Source organism: Bradyrhizobium sp., from assembly GCF_016462955.1.
Classification (GTDB): Bacteria; Pseudomonadota; Alphaproteobacteria; order Rhizobiales; family Xanthobacteraceae; genus Bradyrhizobium.
On sequence record NZ_JAEMSD010000056.1, the window covers coordinates 1 to 19,153 of the forward strand.

Annotated in this window: 14 protein-coding genes and 1 riboswitch; of the genes, 6 read left to right on the forward strand and 8 right to left on the reverse strand. The window is 65.1% G+C overall.

The features are described from left to right. From JHD07_RS08935 to JHD07_RS08945, 3 genes are all read right to left on the reverse strand, one after another. A partial coding sequence (locus JHD07_RS08935; RefSeq protein WP_291621165.1) for a GAF domain-containing protein occupies positions 1-705 on the reverse strand: 705 nt, incomplete at its 3' end. A gap of 247 nt (positions 706-952) precedes the next feature. Next, complete coding sequence (locus JHD07_RS08940) at positions 953-4,258, reverse strand: carboxyl transferase domain-containing protein (RefSeq protein WP_291621168.1); 3,306 nt, start codon at positions 4,256-4,258, stop codon at positions 953-955. Between the two features lie 443 nt (positions 4,259-4,701). Beyond that, entirely contained in the window at positions 4,702-6,387 is a 1,686-nt protein-coding gene (locus tag JHD07_RS08945; RefSeq protein WP_291621170.1) for a methyl-accepting chemotaxis protein, read from the reverse strand. A gap of 429 nt (positions 6,388-6,816) precedes the next feature. On the opposite strand from JHD07_RS08945, the gene JHD07_RS08950 reads away from it, so the two are divergent. Together JHD07_RS08950 and JHD07_RS08955 are read left to right on the forward strand one after the other, a co-directional pair. Beyond that, positions 6,817-7,275, forward strand: coding sequence for a hypothetical protein (locus tag JHD07_RS08950; RefSeq protein ID WP_291621172.1), 459 nt, complete (start codon positions 6,817-6,819; stop codon positions 7,273-7,275). Positions 7,276-7,286: 11 nt separating this feature from the next. Further along, entirely contained in the window at positions 7,287-7,757 is a 471-nt protein-coding gene (locus JHD07_RS08955) for a hypothetical protein (protein ID WP_291621174.1), read from the forward strand. A gap of 3 nt (positions 7,758-7,760) precedes the next feature. On the opposite strand, the gene JHD07_RS08960 is transcribed toward JHD07_RS08955, so the two are convergent. Then, positions 7,761-8,360, reverse strand: coding sequence for a TetR/AcrR family transcriptional regulator (locus tag JHD07_RS08960; protein ID WP_291621176.1), 600 nt, complete (start codon positions 8,358-8,360; stop codon positions 7,761-7,763). 156 nt (positions 8,361-8,516) lie between these two features. Between JHD07_RS08960 and JHD07_RS08965 the strand changes: the two genes are divergently transcribed. Then, positions 8,517-8,894, forward strand: a complete 378-nt coding sequence (locus JHD07_RS08965) for a tautomerase family protein (RefSeq protein ID WP_291621198.1) — start codon at positions 8,517-8,519, stop codon at positions 8,892-8,894. Between the two features lie 144 nt (positions 8,895-9,038). On the opposite strand, the gene JHD07_RS08970 is transcribed toward JHD07_RS08965, so the two are convergent. The 3 genes from JHD07_RS08970 to JHD07_RS08980 form a co-directional block, all read right to left on the reverse strand. Continuing rightward, positions 9,039-9,965, reverse strand: coding sequence for a GTP-binding protein (locus tag JHD07_RS08970; protein WP_291621178.1), 927 nt, complete (start codon positions 9,963-9,965; stop codon positions 9,039-9,041). 3 nt (positions 9,966-9,968) lie between these two features. After that, positions 9,969-11,459 (reverse strand): amidohydrolase family protein, encoded by a 1,491-nt coding sequence (locus JHD07_RS08975; RefSeq protein ID WP_291621180.1) that lies wholly within the window; start codon positions 11,457-11,459, stop codon positions 9,969-9,971. Between the two features lie 165 nt (positions 11,460-11,624). After that, positions 11,625-12,833, reverse strand: coding sequence for a S9 family peptidase (locus JHD07_RS08980; protein WP_291621182.1), 1,209 nt, complete (start codon positions 12,831-12,833; stop codon positions 11,625-11,627). Between the two features lie 300 nt (positions 12,834-13,133). After that, positions 13,134-13,330, forward strand: a riboswitch (cobalamin riboswitch). A 238-nt stretch (positions 13,331-13,568) separates the two neighbouring features. Here JHD07_RS08980 and JHD07_RS08985 point away from each other — a divergent pair. The 3 genes from JHD07_RS08985 to JHD07_RS08995 all read left to right on the forward strand — a co-directional run bounded on the left by JHD07_RS08985 (position 13,569) and on the right by JHD07_RS08995 (position 18,327). After that, the gene (locus tag JHD07_RS08985; RefSeq protein ID WP_366864147.1) at positions 13,569-15,710 is read left to right on the forward strand and encodes a TonB-dependent siderophore receptor; all 2,142 of its coding nucleotides are present in this window, start codon (positions 13,569-13,571) and stop codon (positions 15,708-15,710) included. 2 nt (positions 15,711-15,712) lie between these two features. Further along, positions 15,713-17,155 carry a PepSY domain-containing protein gene (locus JHD07_RS08990; RefSeq protein ID WP_291621185.1) on the forward strand — a complete coding sequence of 481 codons (1,443 nt, stop codon included), beginning with the start codon at positions 15,713-15,715 and terminating at the stop codon, positions 17,153-17,155. A gap of 185 nt (positions 17,156-17,340) precedes the next feature. Beyond that, positions 17,341-18,327: an alpha/beta fold hydrolase gene (locus JHD07_RS08995; protein WP_291621187.1), complete on the forward strand. Its 987-nt coding sequence runs from the start codon at positions 17,341-17,343 to the stop codon at positions 18,325-18,327. 18 nt (positions 18,328-18,345) lie between these two features. Here the strand turns inward: JHD07_RS08995 and JHD07_RS09000 are convergent, their stop codons facing one another. Then, on the reverse strand, positions 18,346-18,948 hold the full coding sequence (locus JHD07_RS09000; protein WP_291621189.1) for an NERD domain-containing protein: 603 nt from the start codon (positions 18,946-18,948) through the stop codon (positions 18,346-18,348). Between the last annotated feature and the right edge of the window lie 205 nt (positions 18,949-19,153).

Below are 19,153 nucleotides of genomic sequence, written 5' to 3' on the forward strand. Positions count from 1 at the left end.
CCATGCGGCCCGCTCCGCCGAATAGTCGAAATTGGCGATCCAGGCGTTGCGGAAGTGAGCACGGAAGATCGCGTTCTCGATCCGCCGGGCCGCCTGGATCGTCACCGCGAGTGCGAGCTGATGCGCGGCGCGCTCCAGATCTTCGCGGCAGGAAGTGATGTTGATCGCACCGGCGAGCCGGCCGGCCTGGTCGAACAGGGGCGCCACGGCACAGGAGAACATGTGCCATTGGGCGCGAAAATGCTCGTCGCGATGCACCAGGATCGGCTTCTGCTCCGCGAGCGCGGTGCCGAGCCCGTTGGTGCCCTCAAAGGTCTCGGCGAAGTTCGAGCCGGTGTAGATCTTCCAGTCCAGGAACATCTTTGCATCGGCTTCGCCCGGCAGACGGCTGAAAAGCATGGTCGCGTTCGCATCCGCGAGATTGACGCAGTAACCGGCCTCGCGCAGCACACGGGCGAGATCGTCGAGCTCGGGCGTTGCGAGCCTGATCATCTCCTCCATCGGCTCGGCGGCATGGCGGATTTCGGCTGCCGTGAGCGTCTGCGGCGGGCCGCGGCGGGCGGGATCGAGCTTGTGATCCACGAGGCATCGCCGCCAGGAACTGGCAATCCGCGAAGAGGCGTCGACGTCGGCCAAACGGTCCGCGACCTGGTTGGCGACGGACAAGACACGGGCGACATGATTCGAGGCCGAAAGGCTGGCCATCGCGGACGTCTCCACCCTGTATTATTGTGCAAAGTCTGGCACCACGGGCGGGGATGTCAATCGGGAACCGGCGAGGCGATACTCTCGCATCGTCGTCATGGCCGGGCTTGTCTCGGTCACCCACGCGTTGCCGCGATTGCGAAAGAACGTGGATGCCCGGGGCATCTAGCGCGAAGACGCGCTTCTGCCCGGGCATGACGATGTGGATACAGACTGCCTCAGGCAAGGCCGATTTGCTGCACCGCCCTCACCACGTGTCGATGCATGGCCGCTTCTTCCCCGTTCGCGGCGGCGGCTTCGGCACCGTGCGGAGTCCCGCCATGATCCAGCGCCGGGTTTCGGCGGGGTCGATCACGTTGTCGATCTCGAACACGGAGGCGATCGAAACGGCCTTGCCGTTGGCGTAGAGCTCGGCGACCTTGTTGCGATAGTAGGTCTCGCGCTCCTCGGGGTCGGCGATCGCCTCCATCTCCTTGCGGAAGCCGAGGCGGACATAACCTTCGAGGCCCATGCCGCCGAACTCACCGGTCGGCCAGGCCGCGGTGAAGAACGAGGCGTGGAAGCCGCCGCCGATCATCGACTGTGCGCCGAGCCCATAGCCCTTGCGCAGCACGATGCCGAACAGCGGCACGGTGAGGCTCGCCCCGGTCACGAACATGCGGGAAACGTGGCGCACGATCGCGGTCTTCTCGGCCTCGGGGCCGACCATGAAGCCGGGCGTATCGCACAGCGAGACAACAGGCAGATCGAAGGCATCGCAGAGCTGGAGGAAGCGCGCGGCCTTGTCGCCGGCATCGGCATCGATCGCGCCGCCGAGATGGCGCGGATTGTTGGCGATCAGGCCGAACGGCTTGCCCTCGATGCGGATCAGCGCCGTGATCATGCCGACGCCGTAGTCACGGCGCAGCTCCAGCACGGAATCCTTGTCGGCGACGAGGTCGATCACGCTGCGGATGTCGTAGACGCGCAGCCGGTTCTCGGGGATGGCGCGGCGCAGCAGGCGCTGATCGGCGGCCTCCCAATCCGTCACCGCGCCCTGGAAATAGGACAGGTATTTCTGCGCGACTGACGTCGCCTCCTCCTCGTCCTCGACCAGGATGTCGATGACGCCGTTCGGCGACTGGAACGAGACAGGGCCGACCTCGGCCGGATGATAGACGCCGAGGCCGCCGCCTTCGATCATGGCAGGGCCGCCCATGCCGATCGAAGCGTTCTTGGTGGCGATGATCACGTCGCAGCAGCCGAGCATCGCCGCGTTACCGGCGAAGCAATAGCCGGAGACCACGCCAACCACCGGCACGAGGCCGGAGAGCCTTGCGAACTGCACGAAGGACGGCCCGTCGAGCCCGGTCATGCCGAGCCGGTCGGTGTCGCCCGGCCGCCCGCCGCCGCCTTCGGCATAGAACACCAGCGGCACGCGCCAATCTTCCGCCAGCGTCAGCATGCGGTCGATCTTTTTGTGGTTCATGTGGCCCTGCGTGCCTGCGAGCACGGTGTAGTCATAGGCCACGACAATGCAGCGTGCGCCCTCGGGGCCAAACTGCCCGGCGTTCACCGTGGCAACGCCCATGACGAGGCCGTCGGCGGGCGTGTTCTTGATGAGGTCGTCGAGCTTGCGCCGGCGGCGCTGCGCCGCAATCGCGAGGCTGCCATACTCCATGAACGAGCCGTCGTCGACGAGCTGCGCGACATTCTCGCGCGCCGTGCGCTGATTGGTGTTGCGGCGGCGCTCGACGGCGGCCGGACGGTTCTCGTCACGCGTGTTGGCGTGCCGCGCGATCAGCTCCGCGAGATCGGGACGGATGTGGTCGAGATCGATCTCGGCTTCCGAAGCCGTGCTATCGGCGGCAATGTCGAGCGGCTCCAGATACAGGATCGGCTCGCCATGCATCAGCGTGACGCCATCGCCGGCAACGAGCTTCATGACGCGGCCTCCCTGCTCGGCCATGACCAGGTGCTCCATCTTCATGGACTCAATCACGGCGAGCTGCTGGCCGGGACGGACGATCTCGCCTTCCCCCACCTGGATGGTGACGATGGTGCCCTGCAAGGGCGCCGCGACCATCACCGCACCTTCGGGCACCACTTGCGCAACATGCGTTTCAGGGCCGTGCGCGCCCCCCCGTTCCGGCGCCGCGAAATAAAGCGGCTTTGCCGCGCCCTCGGCCGCCCCGACGAGATTGGCGATGTTGCGATCGATGAAATCGGTCGCGATGCGGTTGGTCCTGAAATCGGGATGCGCGAGCACCGCCTGGAGGAAGCCGATGTTGGTGACGACGCCATCGATCCGGAACTCGCGCAGGGCGCGCGAAGCCTTCGCAACCACGTCATGCCAGGCCTCGCCCGGCGTATGCACGATGACCTTGGCCAGCAGCGAGTCGAAGGCCGCACTGGTCTTGTAGCCGGCATAGCCGAAACTGTCGACGCGCACCCCGGGGCCCGACGGCGGCTCGAACAATGCGAGCACGCCGCCTGTCGGATGCGTGGCGCCGGACACATCCAGCGTCTCCATGTTGACGCGTAGCTGCATGGCATGGCCGCGCGGCTTCGGGATCGATCCTTGCGCAAGACCCAGCGCGGCCAGCGTGCTGCCCGCGGCGACCGCGAGCTGGGCGCGGACCAGGTCGATGCCGAGCACCTCTTCCGTGACGGTGTGCTCGACCTGGAGCCGCGGATTGGCCTCGATGAAAGCAAAGCTGTCCTCGGCGGTGCCGTCGACCAGGAACTCGAAGGTGCCGAGATTGTCGTAGGAGGCCGCGGCCGCCAGCTGCTTCGCCGCCTCGATGATGCGGCCGCGCAGCGCATCACTCAGCGAAGGGCTGGGCGCCACCTCTATCAACTTCTGGTGCCGGCGCTGGATGGTGCATTCGCGTTCCCAGAGGTGGGAGATGGCGCCATGGCGGTCGCCGATGATCTGTACCTCGATATGCCGCGCCTGCCGGATCAGCCGCTCGGCATAGACGCCGTCGAAGCCGAACGCGGCCTTGGCCTCGGACTGGCAGCGCGCATAGGCTTCGGAAAGATCGGACGCGTTCTCCACAACGCGCATGCCGCGGCCGCCGCCGCCCGCCATCGCCTTGATCACGATCGCCGCGTTGCTGCCGAGAGAGGTGAAGAACGCCGCAATCTCCTCCAGCGCGGACGGCCCGCTGGTGCCGGCGATGATGGGGACGCCGCAGCGCTTCGCCAGTTGCCGTGCCGCGACCTTGTCGCCGAACAGTTCGAGCGCCGTCGCCTTGGGACCGACGAAGGTGATACCTGCGTCGGAGCAGGCCTTTGCGAACGCGGCATTCTCGCTGAGGAAGCCGTAGCCGGGATGCACGGCATCGCAACCAGTGCGCTTTGCCGCCCTCACCACGGCTTCGATGTCGAGATAGGCCCGCGCGCCGCGACCGGGGATTTCGACCGCCTCGTCCGCAACGCGCACATGAAGCGACAGCGCATCGTCCGCTGGATGGATCGCGACGGTCGCGATGCCCGCGTCGGCCGCCGCGCGCGCGATGCGAATGGCGATCTCGCCGCGATTGGCGATCAGGAGCTTCTTGAACGACATGCGGCGTCTCCATACTGCGCAACGACGCGCGGGTCGGCAGGTGAGATGACCCTGCTTCCGCACTTTAGGCGCAGTCGTCAAGAGTGAGGAGGCCGATGCACCGGTCGTTCCCGTCCGCCGGAATATGAGCCGGCCACGCGTGCCGTCATATGGCCGATCTTCCACGCGGCGGCAGACGGGATCCGAGCGATGGCCGGCACGTTGGAGAAAAGATTGCGCGCGGCCTCAGCCAGCGCGATGACGGCCTCCGCGTGATTCTGCGACGCGGGACTCAGCCGCCACGCGTCGCACGCCGTCGCGCTCCCGCATCAGCTCTCGTCCATCGCCCTCAGCGAAGCGAACGGCGGTATGGATCGCAATCCCAACGGTTAGGACAGGGCGTTGATCTTCGCGACCAGCAACGGCGTCGTGGTCGCCACGTGCCTTTCGGGCAAGTTGCTCCCTCAGGCCGCGCGGACGGAGGACAGGAAAGAGGAGACCTTTTGCTTCAGGCTGCCGCTGTCGGCGGCAAGCGATTGGGCCGCGGACAAGACCTGCGACGAAGCGGCGCCTGTCTCCGACGCACCACGCTGAACGTCGGAAACGCCCGCGGACACCTGCTGGGTTCCGTGCGCAGCCTGCTGGACGTTGCGCGAGATTTCCTGGGTGGCCGTACCCTGCTCCTCGACCGCGGCGGCGATCGCGGATGCGATTTCCGAGAGGCCGCCGATCGTATCGCTGATCTCCTTGATCGCTGCGACGGATTCGCCGGTCGCTGTCTGCATTCCGTTGACTTGTTCGCTGATCTCGCCGGTGGCCTTGGCGGTCTGCTCCGCCAGCAGCTTCACCTCCGAAGCGACGACCGCGAAACCACGGCCTGCGTCGCCTGCGCGCGCAGCCTCGATCGTGGCATTCAGCGCCAGCAGATTGGTCTGCGCTGCAATGCCGTTGATGAGCGCGACGATGTCGCCGATACTGCTCGCAGCTCGCGCCAGCTCGGTGACCCGCTCGTTGGTTTTGTTCGCCTGCGCGACCGCCTCGCCCGCCATACGGGCGGAGGTCTGCACTTGCCGGCTGATCTCCGTGATCGAGGAGCTCAGCTCTTCGGTCGCGGCGGCCACGGACTGGACGTTGGTCGAGGCTTCGCCGGAGGCGGCCGTCACCGTCCTGGCAAGCTCCTGGGACCTGTCGGCACTCGATGTCAGGGTCGCTGCGGAGTTCTCGAGGTTGCCGGCCGCCTGCGACACCGTTTCAATGATCGCACCGACCGCATGCTCGAAATCGTCGGCGAGCCGGTGCATGTCATGCCGTCGCTGGTCGGCGGTGTCCGATCGGAGCTTTTCCTGCTCGGCCCGCAGCTTCTCGCTCTCCACCATCCGATCGCGGAAATACATCGTGGCGCGCGCCATCTGCCCGACTTCGTCGGCCCGCTTCGCTTCGGGCAGCTCGATCGACAAATCGCCATCGGCCAGCGCCTGCATCGCAGCGCCGACGCCGCGAATGCTGCGGCTGACGGCGAACCCGACCAGCCCGACAAGACTGATGGCCGGAAGCGCGAGCAGCGCGATGATGCCGACGATCTTCCAGACCATGGCCATGAAGTCGGTCCAGATATCGTCGACGAAGACACCCGTACCGATGAAGATGTTCCAGGGCGCAAAGCCTTTGACGTAAGACAACTTCACCGCGGTGGTCGGATCGTCCTGCCGCAACGGCCAGTCGTAGGCATAGGTTCCCTCGTTCGTCTTGCGCACGATCTCGACCAGGGCCGGGATGACGGGAACGCCCTTGGCGTCCTTGATGCCCGAAACGTCCTTGCCCATCAATTTCGGACTGGGATGTGCGAAGCCCACCTGATCGTAGGTATGGGCAAACAGATATTCTTCACCGGAGTACCGGATCTTGAGCAGCGCATCCTTGAAGCGTGCCTGCGCCTCGTCCCGCGTCAGCTGGCCTGCCGCCGCAGCGGCCTCGTACTTTTGCGCAAGGCTATAGCCTGCCTCGACCATGGCTTTCAGGACATTGACCCTGTCCTGATACATCCGCTGGTACATCGACCACAGCGCGACGCCTGTCACGCAGCAGATCGCGACCGCCATGGCAAGCACGGCACTGAGAAGTTTGGAACGGATCGAAATCTGGTTCAGCACAGTCGTTCTCTCTGGAGATGGGGCGCGCAACACACGGATGGCGCATGCAATCAACTTGGGGGCGACTTGAGCATCGCTCGAATAGGCCTGATATGCCTCGATTCCGCTTAAGGTGTCGTAAACCGGATGCGCGCGCAGGCGGTTATGAGTGAATGTGCCGCAATATGGTACGGCCGCCCGCCGCATCCGCATGAACTGCCGCAGCAAAGAGCATGAGCCCGCTGCACATTCTTTGCGCACGTTTGAGCAGTACCGGCGTGTCCCCAACTCTAGAAGACCTCGATATCGGCCCTCGCAGCGTTGACTTGCGCGAGCCTGTGGCAGAACGATCGGCGCAGATCATCCGCGCCAGCTCTGGCGCGCTCGCAGCCAAAGGTCACAGGCGCAATGCATCATGCGACACATACAAGACCCCTCGACCTCCCTGCGTTGAGCGCTGCGGAGCGGCTCTTCATCTGGGGATTTCGGGCGAAGGCGCGCAGCGGCGGCGCGGTCCCGACCGCCGCCGACATCCAGGAGGTGTACGGCCATTTTCGCGTCGGCGACGCCGTGCTCTCGCTGGATTCCATCATCGAGGTCTTCGCGTGCACGGCGCATACGGCCATCGAGGTGCACTGCCCGACCTGCCCTCGGATGTCAGACAGCGAGCACGGGATCTTGCGGGCGATTGCCGCGGCCCAGCAGGACCGCGTCGATGTCGCGCGCGAGCAGTTCGAGCGCTGGCTGCCGCCGCTCGGCGCCGATTGGGCGCTCGCGCCGGTCCGGGGGCTTGCAACGATCTTCCGCATGGCCGGCCTCATCCTGCCCGACCGGCATGCGCAGTCTTTCGACCATCACCGGATCATGGCGATGAAGAGCTGGTTCGTGGGCAGTCCCACATTGCATTGACGAGATCGTTCATGATGCAGGATGCATGTGCGTCTGTGGCCGCGGACGCCGGCCAATCGCAGCCCTGTCCGCTCCAGGCCGCGCTGGCGACGCCACGGAGCGTCGAAGGCTGCGACGATTTCTGCCGCGTCGCGCTGTCGCTGCTCCGGTTCATCGGAGCAGCCTACGCGACCGGCGCCTCCGATTGCTGGGAGGCGGCCTATCGCTTTGCCGACGAAGCGCCCGGCATCGCCGACAGCCCGCTGCTGGTCGCACGCGCCGCCGCTCTCGTCAGGATCCTGCGCGGCGGCCGGCCCTGCGAACTCTGCTTCATGCCGCCGTCCTGCAAGCGCCTGTCCAAGGACGAGGCGGAATTGATGCGGCTGCTGGCGATCGCACGCCGCCGGCAGCCGGGCGAGCTCGAATCCGTGGTCTGCCAGTTCGTCGGCTCCGGAAGCCAGGATGCGGCAACGCGCGCGGTCAACGCGCTTGCGCTGTGCTGATACCTATCCGCCTTTGCTGCCGAGCACGAGATCAATCGTGTGCGCGGCGATCTTGCGCAATTGGGGCTCGTCGTCGAACGCTCGCTCGAGCACGGCGAGGCCACGCGTCACGGTGACGATGTGCAGCGCCGCAGCCACGGGATTGCCGCCAAACTCGCCCCGCGCCGCGCCGGCCGACAACGTGTTCTGAAGCAGTGCGGTGATGCGCGAGATCAGGCTCGCAAAAGCTAGGCGCGCCTTGTCATCGAGCCCCTCGCCCTCGGCGGCGCCGAGCTCCATGAGCCCGCGCGTCGTCGGACAGCCGCGCGGCGGCGTGCCCGAGCGGAAATTGGTGATGGTCAGATCGAAGAACGCGGTGAGGCGCTTGCGCAGAGAACCCGCCCCGAGCGCCTTTTCCAGCGCGGCGAGATAATCCCCCGCGTAGCGTTCATAGGCCTGCAGGAATAGCGCCTCCTTGCTGCCGAATGCGTTGTAGAGGCTTCCGCGCTGGACTTCCGCATCGCGGGCGATGTCGGACAGCGAGGTGCCGCGCACGCCCTTGCGCCAGAACTGGTTGAACGCGATGCGCAGCACCTCGTCATGATCGAATTCGCGCGGCCTCAAGCTTCCTCCACGAAGTATTTGACACGACGTCAAGAACCTGCTTTCTGGACATCGTGTCAAAAATTGATCGGGATTGATAGCCCGCTTTCCTCAATCGGCCAGCCGGCGGCGTTCACGGCGCCGTTCCGGTCGGGACCGCATGCAAAGGAACGCACGATGCCTCTCCTCCACATCTCGATGCGCGCCGGCAAGCCTCAGGCCTACCGGCAGGCGATTCTCGACGGGCTTTACCGCGCCATGCGTGAGGCCCTGAACGTGCCTGAGGACGACGCGTTCATGACCATTACCGAGCATGAGCCAGCGAATTTTCGCTGCGGCAATGCCTACGGCTTCGCGCGCAGCGACGACGCGTTGCTGATCCAGATCACCGTGTTCGCCTCGCGCACCACCGAGCAGAAAAAGGCGCTGTACCGGCGGATCGCCGACCTGCTCGGCGAGAGCCCGGGGATCCGGCCCGAGGACGTGTTCGTGAACGTGCTCGACGCGCCCAAGGAGAACTGGTCCGTCGGAAACGGCATCGCGCAATTCGCGTGAGCGTGCCGGGCGCAGAATTGCCGTGCCCTCTTGAGCATGACCGCTGGAAAGGTCTGACCCGGCCGGAAACCGCGCTGATCGGAGGGGGAGTGACATGGCCGCGTTCCGCGGGAGCTGGTACGCGTGCGATCGGTGCGGATCGCGCTACTCACCCACAACGCACGTCTCCATGATCGCATCGAGCTCCGCCTGCGACAGCACACCAAGCTCGGCAATGAAGACAATCCGCGTCCGCGGCACGTCTGTCACTGGCGCATCGCCGGGCGCCAGCGTGGCGCGGCCGGCGGCGAACTGAAATACCATCTGGCGGCCGGGCTGCTCGACGGTCTCGAACAGGCCTTTGGCGCGCGCGAGCTTCGGCGCAAGACGACTGATGGCCTGCTGCAAGCGGGGCAGCGACACCGGCTTGTCCGAGGTCCAGCTCAGTGTTTCGAAGCGCTCCTCCGCCGGCCGGCGAGGACCGGGATCACGTGGCGGCGCGCGATCGACGTTCCCAGGGAACAGCAGCGCGGCAGCAATCTCGCCGTGGTTCGCATCGACCACCACGGCAGGTACGCGCTGCGCGCGGATGGCATCGCGCATCCGCGCTCCTGCTCCATCGTCCGCCAGATCCAGCTTGCTCAGCGCCACGATATCGGCGACGCGGAGCTGCGACCGGTGCAGCGCATCCTCGAGGGCAGCCGGCGGCGCGGTCGCGTCCATCACGCAGAGCACCGTCTCCAGCGGCGCCTCGCGCAGGATCACCGGATCCATCAGGTTGCGCACGATGTCGGCGGGATCGGCGACGCCGCTGGTCTCGATGACGATGTATTCCGGCTTGGGATCACGCCGCAGCAATGTCGAGAGCGTGCGCAACAGATCGCCCTCGAGCGAGCAGCAGATGCATCCATTGGCGAGGCTGACCACGCCCTCGCTGGCGCCGGCGATCAGCTCCGCATCGATGTTGATGGCGCCGAAATCGTTGACCACGGCGGCGATGCGCCGTCCATCTGCGTGCGCCAGCAGATGGTTGACGACCGTGGTCTTGCCCGCCCCCAGAAAGCCGGTGACCAGCAGAATGGGGACCGGCATGGGTCAGCTCGCGACCACGGGACGGCGCACGGGTTTTCCCGGCCGCGCCTCGACGTCGAGAATGCCGTCGCGGATCAGCACCTGGCCGCTGACGACCAGATGCCGTACCCCTTCGGACGCACGGTTCATCGCAGTGAAGGTCGCGCGATCCGAGAGCTTCTCGTAGTCGAACACGACGATGTCGGCATCCGCGTCCTTGGCAAGCCGGCCCTTGGCGCGCATCGCGGGCGTGCTCTGTGACAGGATCTCCGCCGGGATCAGCGCGCATTTGCGCACGCCTTCCAGCAGCGACACGGCCTTGCGCTCGCGCACCCATTCGCGGATGAACTTGGTGAAGCAGCCGGCCGAGCGCGGATGCGAGGTGGCATCATCCGGCAGCGGCCAAGCATCGCCGGTGTAGGTGCTGGCGTCGGACAGCGTCCACGGCATCGCGTCGGAAGCGATCGCGCCGCCGGGATACAGCACGGACATGTCGAGCAGGTCGCGGTGATGGGCATTGTTCTCGGTGTCGAGGATGTGCCAGAGCACCAGCGAGGACGGCTCCTCGGCCTGCGCCTTGAGCAGCTCCTCGCGATCGTGGAAGCGATAGCCGTCGGTGACGCGCTGCACGGAATCGTATCCGGTGCCGTTGCGCTCGACGAACTCCGGGTCGCTGAAGAAGGCGGCGGCCAGCACCGTCGAGCCGGTGCCGTAGGGGTAGGCCTCGACCGTGATCGGCAGGCCCTGTCCTTGCGCCTTTTCGATCAGCGCGCGGCAGCGCTCGACGTCGGTCTTGCTCGATGAATTGAAGTGGCAGATGTGCATGTGCGCGCCGGTGGCGCCGGCATAGCCGATCAGGCGGATATAGGCTTCCGCCGCGCTCTCGGGGTCGATGCGCGACATGAAGGCGACATGGGTGAAGGTCGGCACGTCCTTGGCTGCAGCCAGCTGGCACACCGCCGTCAGCTCCTGCACGCCGGCACCCGGCGCATACGCGTTGAGGATGCCGATGCCGATGCCGCCCTCGTTCAGGCCGCGCGATAGGCGCTCCAGGATACCGGCGACCTCCGAATCGGTCGCGACATTGTCGATCCAGCGGCGGTCGCGCATGGCAGCGCCGAATGCTTCCAGCGAGCTCTCCGCATTGGAGCCGGTCATCGCGCCGATGCGGGCAAAGGCCCAGTTGGTGGCGGCGCCGTAATTCAGCACGCGCCCCTTCCTGGCCTGCCGTTCATACCAGGACGCAACCGGCAGCACGCCTGCCTCGAGATCGAGCGTGGTGGTCACGCCGTCGAACGCCTGCATGCGGTCGGCCGGGACCGACTGGCCATGCGCATGCAGATCGATGAAGCCGGGCGCGACGACGAGCCCGGTTGCGTCGATCACCCGCTCTGCGCCGCCGAGCGAGGCGCCGACCGCGGCGATCCTGCCGTCTACCACCGCGACGTCGCCGATGGCATCCATCCCGCTGGCTGGATCCACCACCCGGCCGCCAGAGATCACCAAGCCGCTCATATAGTCACTCCGAAAAGCTATTGCAAAAAGCCTCCAAAGGCCCGGCAGCAGCTCCGGAGGCCGAGACCGGCCGCTTGGCGGCCAGTCCCGGCGCGCATGATGCAGATTTTCAGGAAGCCGACCACCTCTGTCGATGCCGATGCATCATGCGTATTCGCGCGCGCGTCACAGCCCGTCGAACCAGGATTTCCATTTCGGCACCGCCGTGGCGAAGGTGCCGCGATGGCTGGTGCTGCCGGTCGAGACCGCCTCCACCGCCTGGTTGCCACTGCCGATTGCACGCTGATAGGTCATGGCGAGCTGACCCAGCCCGACGCTGATGGCTTCGTCGCTTTCACCGTAATAGTTGCGGACCGGGCTTTTGACGATCCAGCGATACGCCTGGGTCTGCGCGACCAGGCGCCCGTAGGCTGATGCGGCGAAGAACTGCGGATCGAAATAGTCTGCGCGGATCAGCTTGTGCAGGTCGGTGGGGACGTCGGCCGGATTGAAGGGTTCGCCCATATAAGCCTTGCGCGCCACGTCGTAATAAGCATCCGCGATCAGCGAGCGCGCGAGCCCCGGCACGCCGTAGTAATTCTCGAAGGAGAACGCCGTCAGGATGAACAGCGAATTCACCCAGCTCGCATCGTTCTTGCGCGGGAAACTGAGAAAGCCGTTGAGCGCGACGAACGCGTCGACCGGCGCGCTCGCGGTTGCGGCGGCGTCGACCTTGACGCCCGATTGCTCGAGCTTTTCGAGCATGGCCATGGTCACGAAACCGCCTTGCGACCAGCCAGCGAGGAACAGCTTGGTCGTGGTGAGCTTGAGGTGATCGAGCACGGCGCGGCTCGCCGTCAGCATGTCATAGGTCGCCTGCTGATGGCTCGCCTTCACCATGTAGCCTTCCGGCTCGGCCGACGTGCCGAGCCCGAAATAGTCGGCGCCGATCACGATATAGCCCTGGCCGGCGAACTGGGCGATCATCAACTGCGTTTCCGGCGATTGCTGCGGAAAGGACGGAACCTCCTGCTTTCCGTAGACCGTGCCGTGCTGGTACGACACCAGCGGCAACGAGGTGCCGCTGTCCTCGGGGATCGCCAGCAATCCGGACGCGATTGTCGGCTTGTTGCCGCGCTCGGGTATGACGGACGAATAGGTCACGCGATAGAGCCGAACGGCATTGCGCGCCGGGCTATAGGCTGTCGTGATCCCGGCGAAGGCGGGCGTATCGACCTTCAGAATCTTGTTGAGCTGATCGGCATCCCAGCGCGCAACGCGCTGATATGCGATACTGGCTGATAGTTTGACGACTTCGCCCTCCTGCGCCTGGGCGGAAACCCCCACGAGGAGTTGGAGGAGAAGGAGGAGAGAAAAACGCCAAGCCGATTTCATGCAAGCGACCCGTGGAACGAGACGGTAACAGGCCTACAGAGGTTAGGTTGAAATTGTGTTGCCTTGGGCGTCACGCAATTCGAAAACCAGCCCGTCCGTGCGGTATTGTCGAACTCGGTCGCGACACGCATCCGCGATCTCGCGATCTCGCTGCCCGAGTCTTGCTGGTCTCCAGGTAAGGCCGCGCGCCGGACTGGGTGACAGGAAATTGGTGTATCGCCTACGATCGACGCGTCGCCGATGACGGTGGGACGCGCTGATCTGTGTCGGGTCAGCCAGTTGACAGCCCTTTGCAAATAAAACTAGGGTGACTGCGACGGTTCTCCTTCGGGGGATCAATAGGGAATACGGTGCGGGGATTCCCCCAATGCCGTGGCTGCCCCCGCAACTGTAAGCGGTGAGCCTTCGCCAAACGCCACTGGGCCTGCGGGCTTGGGAAGGCGGCGACAGGCAACGACCCGCGAGCCAGGAGACCTGCCGTCAGTCGTGGTCACACGCGAGCACATTGGGCGGGGTGTCCTGGTGAGTGTTGAGCTGTCTTCTTGAGGCAGCGGCCAAACTGCGTTCGCGGTGACGTGCCACGTTATCGCGAGTCGATAGATGACCTCCCGCATAGTTTTCGCGCCACGGCATCGCCGCCCGTTGCTCCGTTCAGTTGCATTCTCCTGCCTCATATTGTCGACGGACGGCTGGGCACAGTCGGAAAGGCCGGCCCAGACGCTCGATCCTGTCGTAGTGCAGCCGCCAGCGGCGCCGCCGAATGCTCGCAGCACCCGGCGTAGCGATGCAACGCGCCCCTCGCGCTCTCGTCATCAGCAGCGAAGCGTAGCTTCGGACACGCGTGCTCCGACGGCCGACCGGACGGGTCCCGCGTTCGCCGCACCCACGCTCAATCTCACCGGCGCGAGCACCGCCGGCAGCCGGCTCGGGCTGACGCGGCTGCAGACGCCGGCCAGCGTGGAGGTGATCTCTGCCGAAACCATCGCCGAACGCGGCCAGGAGGACATCTTGGACGCGGTGACGCAAAACGCCACCGGCTTCACGGCGAGCCCGGCACCGGGCAACGGCGGGGTCTCGTTCAATACCCGCGGCTTCACGGGCCTTGGGTCCGTCATGACGCTCTATGACGGCACCCAGCTTTACATCGGCGCCGGCACGGTCACCTTTCCGTTCGACACATGGTCGACCGAGCGCATCGAGGTGCTACGCGGCCCTGCATCGGTGATGTATGGCGCGGGTGCGGTCGGCGGCGCCATCAACATCGTGTCGAAACTGCCGTCCTGGATCCCTCGCAACCAGGCCGAAATCTCGCTGGACAGCAACATGAGACGGCGAATTGCGGTCGACAGTGGCGGTCCGATCAGCAAGGACGTCGCCTATCGCATCACCGCTACCGGCAACATGTCGGATGGATGGGTCGATCGTGACAACACCTCGAACGTCGCGCTTCATGCCGTGGTCCAGGTCAAACAGAACGAAGACGTCACTTGGACACTGTCCACAGACTACGGCGACCGCAACCCGTCGCGCTACTTCGGCACGCCGCTGATCAACGGCAGGCTCGAAGAGTCGCTACGCTTCAAGAACTACAATGTCAGCGACAGCCACATCCGCTACCAGGACAGCTGGAACCAGGTGAAGACCGATTGGCAGGTCGCCGATGGAATCTCGATCCACAACACGCTGTACTACTTGAACTCCAAGCGGCACTGGAAGGACGTCGAAAGCTACGCCTACAATCCTGCTACCGGCCTCATCAACCGAACCAGCTATATCGAGATCTTTCACGATCAGCAGCAGGTCGGCAACCGCATGGACGCGAAATTCCGCGGGCATGTCCTTGGTATGGCCAACGAGTTCCTGGCGGGCTTCGACGTCAACAGCATCGATTTCACCCACACCAACAATTCACCTTATGGCGGCTCGTCGTCCGTCAACCCCTACAGCTTCGATCCAGGCGTCTTCAACAGCCCGAACCCCACCATTCCCGGTTACGGCAGCGTGACCAATCAATACGCTTTGTTCGCCGAGAACCGGCTCTCGGTCACCGAGCAGCTATCCATCATCGCTGGCGTTCGACAGGATGAACCGACGATCACGCGCACCGACTATGTCACGCCCGCGAACAGTTTCGAAAAATCGTTCTCCTCGACGACATGGCGCGCCGGCGCGGTCTATACACCCGTCAAGGACCTCGCTTTCTATGGCCAGTATGCCACGGCGGTCGATCCGGTCGGAGGGCTGATCTCACTGTCGTCCGCCAACAAGAATTTCGACCTTGCCACCGGCAGACAGATCGAGATCGGCGTGAAGCAATCGTTCTGGGGCGGCCGCGGCGAATGGACCTTGGCCGGCTACGAGATCGTGAAGAACAACCTGCTGGCCCGCGATCCCAACATTCCCTCGCTGACGGTCCAGGTCGGCCAGCAATCATCGCGCGGCGTCGAAGCTTCAGTTGGTTTTCTGCTCGACTATGGCTGGCGGATCGATGCCAACACCGCGTTCCTGCGCGCGAGGTATGACGACTTCGTGCAGTCGGTCGGCGGCGTCGCGGTGAATTTTGCCGGCAATGTCCCGGTCAATGTCCCGCAAACCGTCTCCAACATCTGGGCGACCTGGGCCTTTGCGCCGAACTGGTCGGTCAATGCCGGCGTGCAGATCGTCGGCAAGACCTACGCGGACAATGCCAACACGATGACGCGCCCAGCCTACAACATCGTCAATGCCGGTGTGCAGTGGAAGCCCGATCTCAACACCACCGTGTCGTTCCGCGTGTACAATCTGTTCGATGAGGTCTACACCACGTCGGGCGGCACGACCCAGTGGCTGCTCGGCATGCCGCGCACGGCGCGAGTCGCAGTCAACGTGAAGTTCTGACCGTGTCGCGCGTGAAACGCACACTCCGGCGGTGGCTGTATATCGGCCACCGCTGGGTCGGAATCGTCACCTGCCTGTTCTTCGCCATGTGGTTCATCTCCGGCGTGGTGATGATGTACGTCGCGTTTCCAGGCCTTTCCGAAAAGGAGAAGCTGGCAGCGCTCCCTGACATTCAGTGGGCGAAAGTGACGCTGTCGCCGGACGACGCAATGAAGGCGGCGGGAGCGACGCAGTATCCACGCGACCTGAGGTTGTCCATGCTGGCGGACGAACCCGTGTATCGGATCACCGGCTGGGACGGCAGGCGGCAGGCGATCTCCGCCTCCGACGGCCGCGTCATCACGGGTGTTTCCGAACAGCAGGCGCTCGCGGTCGCGCAACATCATCCCGCAAGCAGATCGCCGCACCTCGAAGAAATGGTCGACCGCGACCAATGGAGCGTAACGGCGCGTTACGATCCGCTGCGCCCGCTCTACCTCATCGGGCTCGGCGACGATGCCGGCACCAGGCTCTATGTGTCCTCGCGCTCCGGCGAGATCGTGCTCGACACCAACCGCACCGAGCGTGTGTGGAACTGGCTCGGCTCGATCCCGCACTGGATCTACCCAACCGTGCTGCGCAGGGATGGCCCGTTGTGGCGGCTCGTCGTACTCTGGATCTCCGGCATCTGCCTCATCGTCGGTGTCACCGGAATCTGGATCGGCATCCTTCGCGTACGGCTGAAGCGGCGCTATGCGAGCGGCAGGATCACGCCCTATCGTGGCTGGATGGCGTGGCACCACGTCACGGGCCTGATCGCAGGCATCTTCGTGCTGACCTGGATGTTCTCCGGCTGGCTTTCGCTCAACCCCGGCGAATATTTCGCAAGCCGCACCACGAGCCGTGAGGTGCTGCAACGCTATGCCGGTCATGATGCGCCGACGATTGCGACGAAGTCACCTACGCCGCAACTCCCCGTGGTCGAAGCGCGCTTCCTCTGGCTCGATGGCAGCCCGATGATGATCGCCGCATCGCGTGATGGCACGCAGAGGCCGCTGGACGTGGCGTCGGGCCAGACCACGGCAATCCCGCAGGATCGGCTCTGGACCGCCGCAACGAAGTTGCTGCCGCAAGCACGCCTCGCGGAGCGGATGCTGCTCGAAGAATACGACTCGCACTGGTATGCGCATCATCACGACCGCGAGCTGCCGGTGCTGCGCGCCGTGTTCGATGATGACGCGAAAACATGGTTTCACATCAGCCCTGTCACCGGCGACGTGATTGGCCGCGCGGACAGCAGCCGCCGCACCTATCGCTGGCTGTTCAACGCGCTGCACAGTTTGGATTTCCGCCTGCTGCTGATGTATCGCCCGGCCTGGGACATCCTGGTGTGGCTGCTCTCGATCCTTGGCACCATCGTCTCGGTGAGCGGTGTCGTCGTCGGCTGGCGCTATCTGCGCCGTTGAAGCAGATTGTCGGTCTCCGCAGGTTCCGGACGACAAACGCTGGCTCATGATCCACTGGACGCAGCTCCGCCGTCTTCTCGCCCCCATTGTCATTCAGGAGCTGTGTGGGGCGGCGTTATGGTGGGCAAAGTTCCCGAAGGTTCCTTGTGATCGTCCGACCTGTTCTACGACGCGACTCCAATCACTTGATTTCGCGCCGGGCTCTCCTCGGCGGATTCCTGTCGGCAGGGAGCGCGCTTGCGCTCGGCGGATGCGCCGGGCTCGGCGCGACCGGCGCGCGCTACGACGCATCGTCCCTTTCCGCCGATCCCACGTTGCTCGTCACCACCACGCGCAAGCCCGTGAACGGCGGCCGCACCAAACCCTGGTTCGGCCCGGAGCGCGCGACCAGCATGACTGTCGCGCAGGTGAAGCTGTCGGCGCCGGACGAGAGCCGCCTTTCCCTGGCCTCTGTCGGGCTTGGCACCTGGCGACTCGATCGTGTCGAACCGGTGCCGGCCGATGCCGGCGATCTCGCGGCGCAGGCGGGCGAAGGAGACGTGCTGATCTACGTCCACGGCTTCAAGCAGACATTCGAGACGGCCGTGTTGGATGCCGCTCATCTCTCAGACGGCATCAGGTTCCGCGGCCGGACCATGGCGTTCTCCTGGCCCTCCAGGGCAGGATTGTTCGACTACGCCTACGACCGCGACAGCGCGATGTGGTCCCGCGACGCTTTCGAACGCGTGCTCTCCTCGCTCGTGTCGTCGCCCGGCGCCGGCCGCGTGCATATCGTCGCGCACAGCATGGGAACCATGCTGACGCTGGAAAGCCTGCGTCAGCTCTACGGCCGCTATGGCGATACGGTCACCAGCAAGATCGGCGGCGTCGTGTTTGCCGCGCCCGACATAGACATGGATGTGTTCTCGTCTGCGGTTCAGCGCATCGGCCCCCTCGCCGGCAAGATCACCGTGATCGCCTCGACCAACGATCGCGCTTTGGCGCTGTCGGGGCAGCTCGCAGGCGGCATGACCAGGGTCGGCGCCGCAGAGAAAGCCGCGATCGCGCGGCTCGGCGTGCGCGTGGTCGATGCCTCGGCGGAAGGCTGGGGCATCATCAACCACGACCTGTTCCTGTCGAATGCGGAAGTGCAGCGGGTGATCCGCCGTTCGATCGACGGCACGACCGCGTGAGAGAGCGGATGCGCTGCGTCAGGCGATCAAGCGCTGCACCAAGGTCGACTCGTTCGAATAGGGCAGCAGCGCCTCGTGAGTCGCGCCGGTCACACCGACATAGGTCAGCCTGACGCATTCCTCGACGGTCTCGCCGTGGCGGCCGAGCGCGCCCAGGCCGGCAATGGCGACGCAGGGAAACTCCAGGCCTTTCGCGCTGTGCATGCTCAGGAACCGCACGGCCACCCGCTTGACCGAGATCCTGTTGCGATTGCCCTTGGCGATGTCGATCGGCAATCGCCCGTCCCGCTCCAGCGTGCGCACGACCTCGAACGTGTACCTGCGGGCCTGCTCGAGCGGATTGCTCTCGCGTACGACGACCCCACGATCCGTCAGCAGCTCGACCTTGGTCTTGTCCGCCGAGACGATCGTCTCCAGCCGCCAGTCCTTGACCTCGAGGACGAGCAGGCCGCTCGCGGGATGGACGATGATGAAGTCCGGATGCCGGTTGAGCGGGCCGACCGGGAGGTTGTGCCAGACGACGGCGTTCTCCTCGAGGAAGTCCTTCAGCCGTTCTGCCAGGCGTAGCTCGCCACGGCTGTCGAAGCGCGCGAAGCCGAGACTCGGGATCAGGATAGCCATGTGACGACAGCGAACGCCATTGTGGACCACGCCGTGCTCCAAGTCGGTCGCAGGGTGGTCGCTCCAGAACCCTCACCCGCGCGCGCGACGATGCTTCGCATCGCCCGGAACGCGCGACCTCTCCCGCAAGCAAGCGGGAGAGGTGAAGGCGCCGCGGCAATGGGGTCAGACTTGAGCATTCTGTACTAGCCCGCTTCGGCGAAGG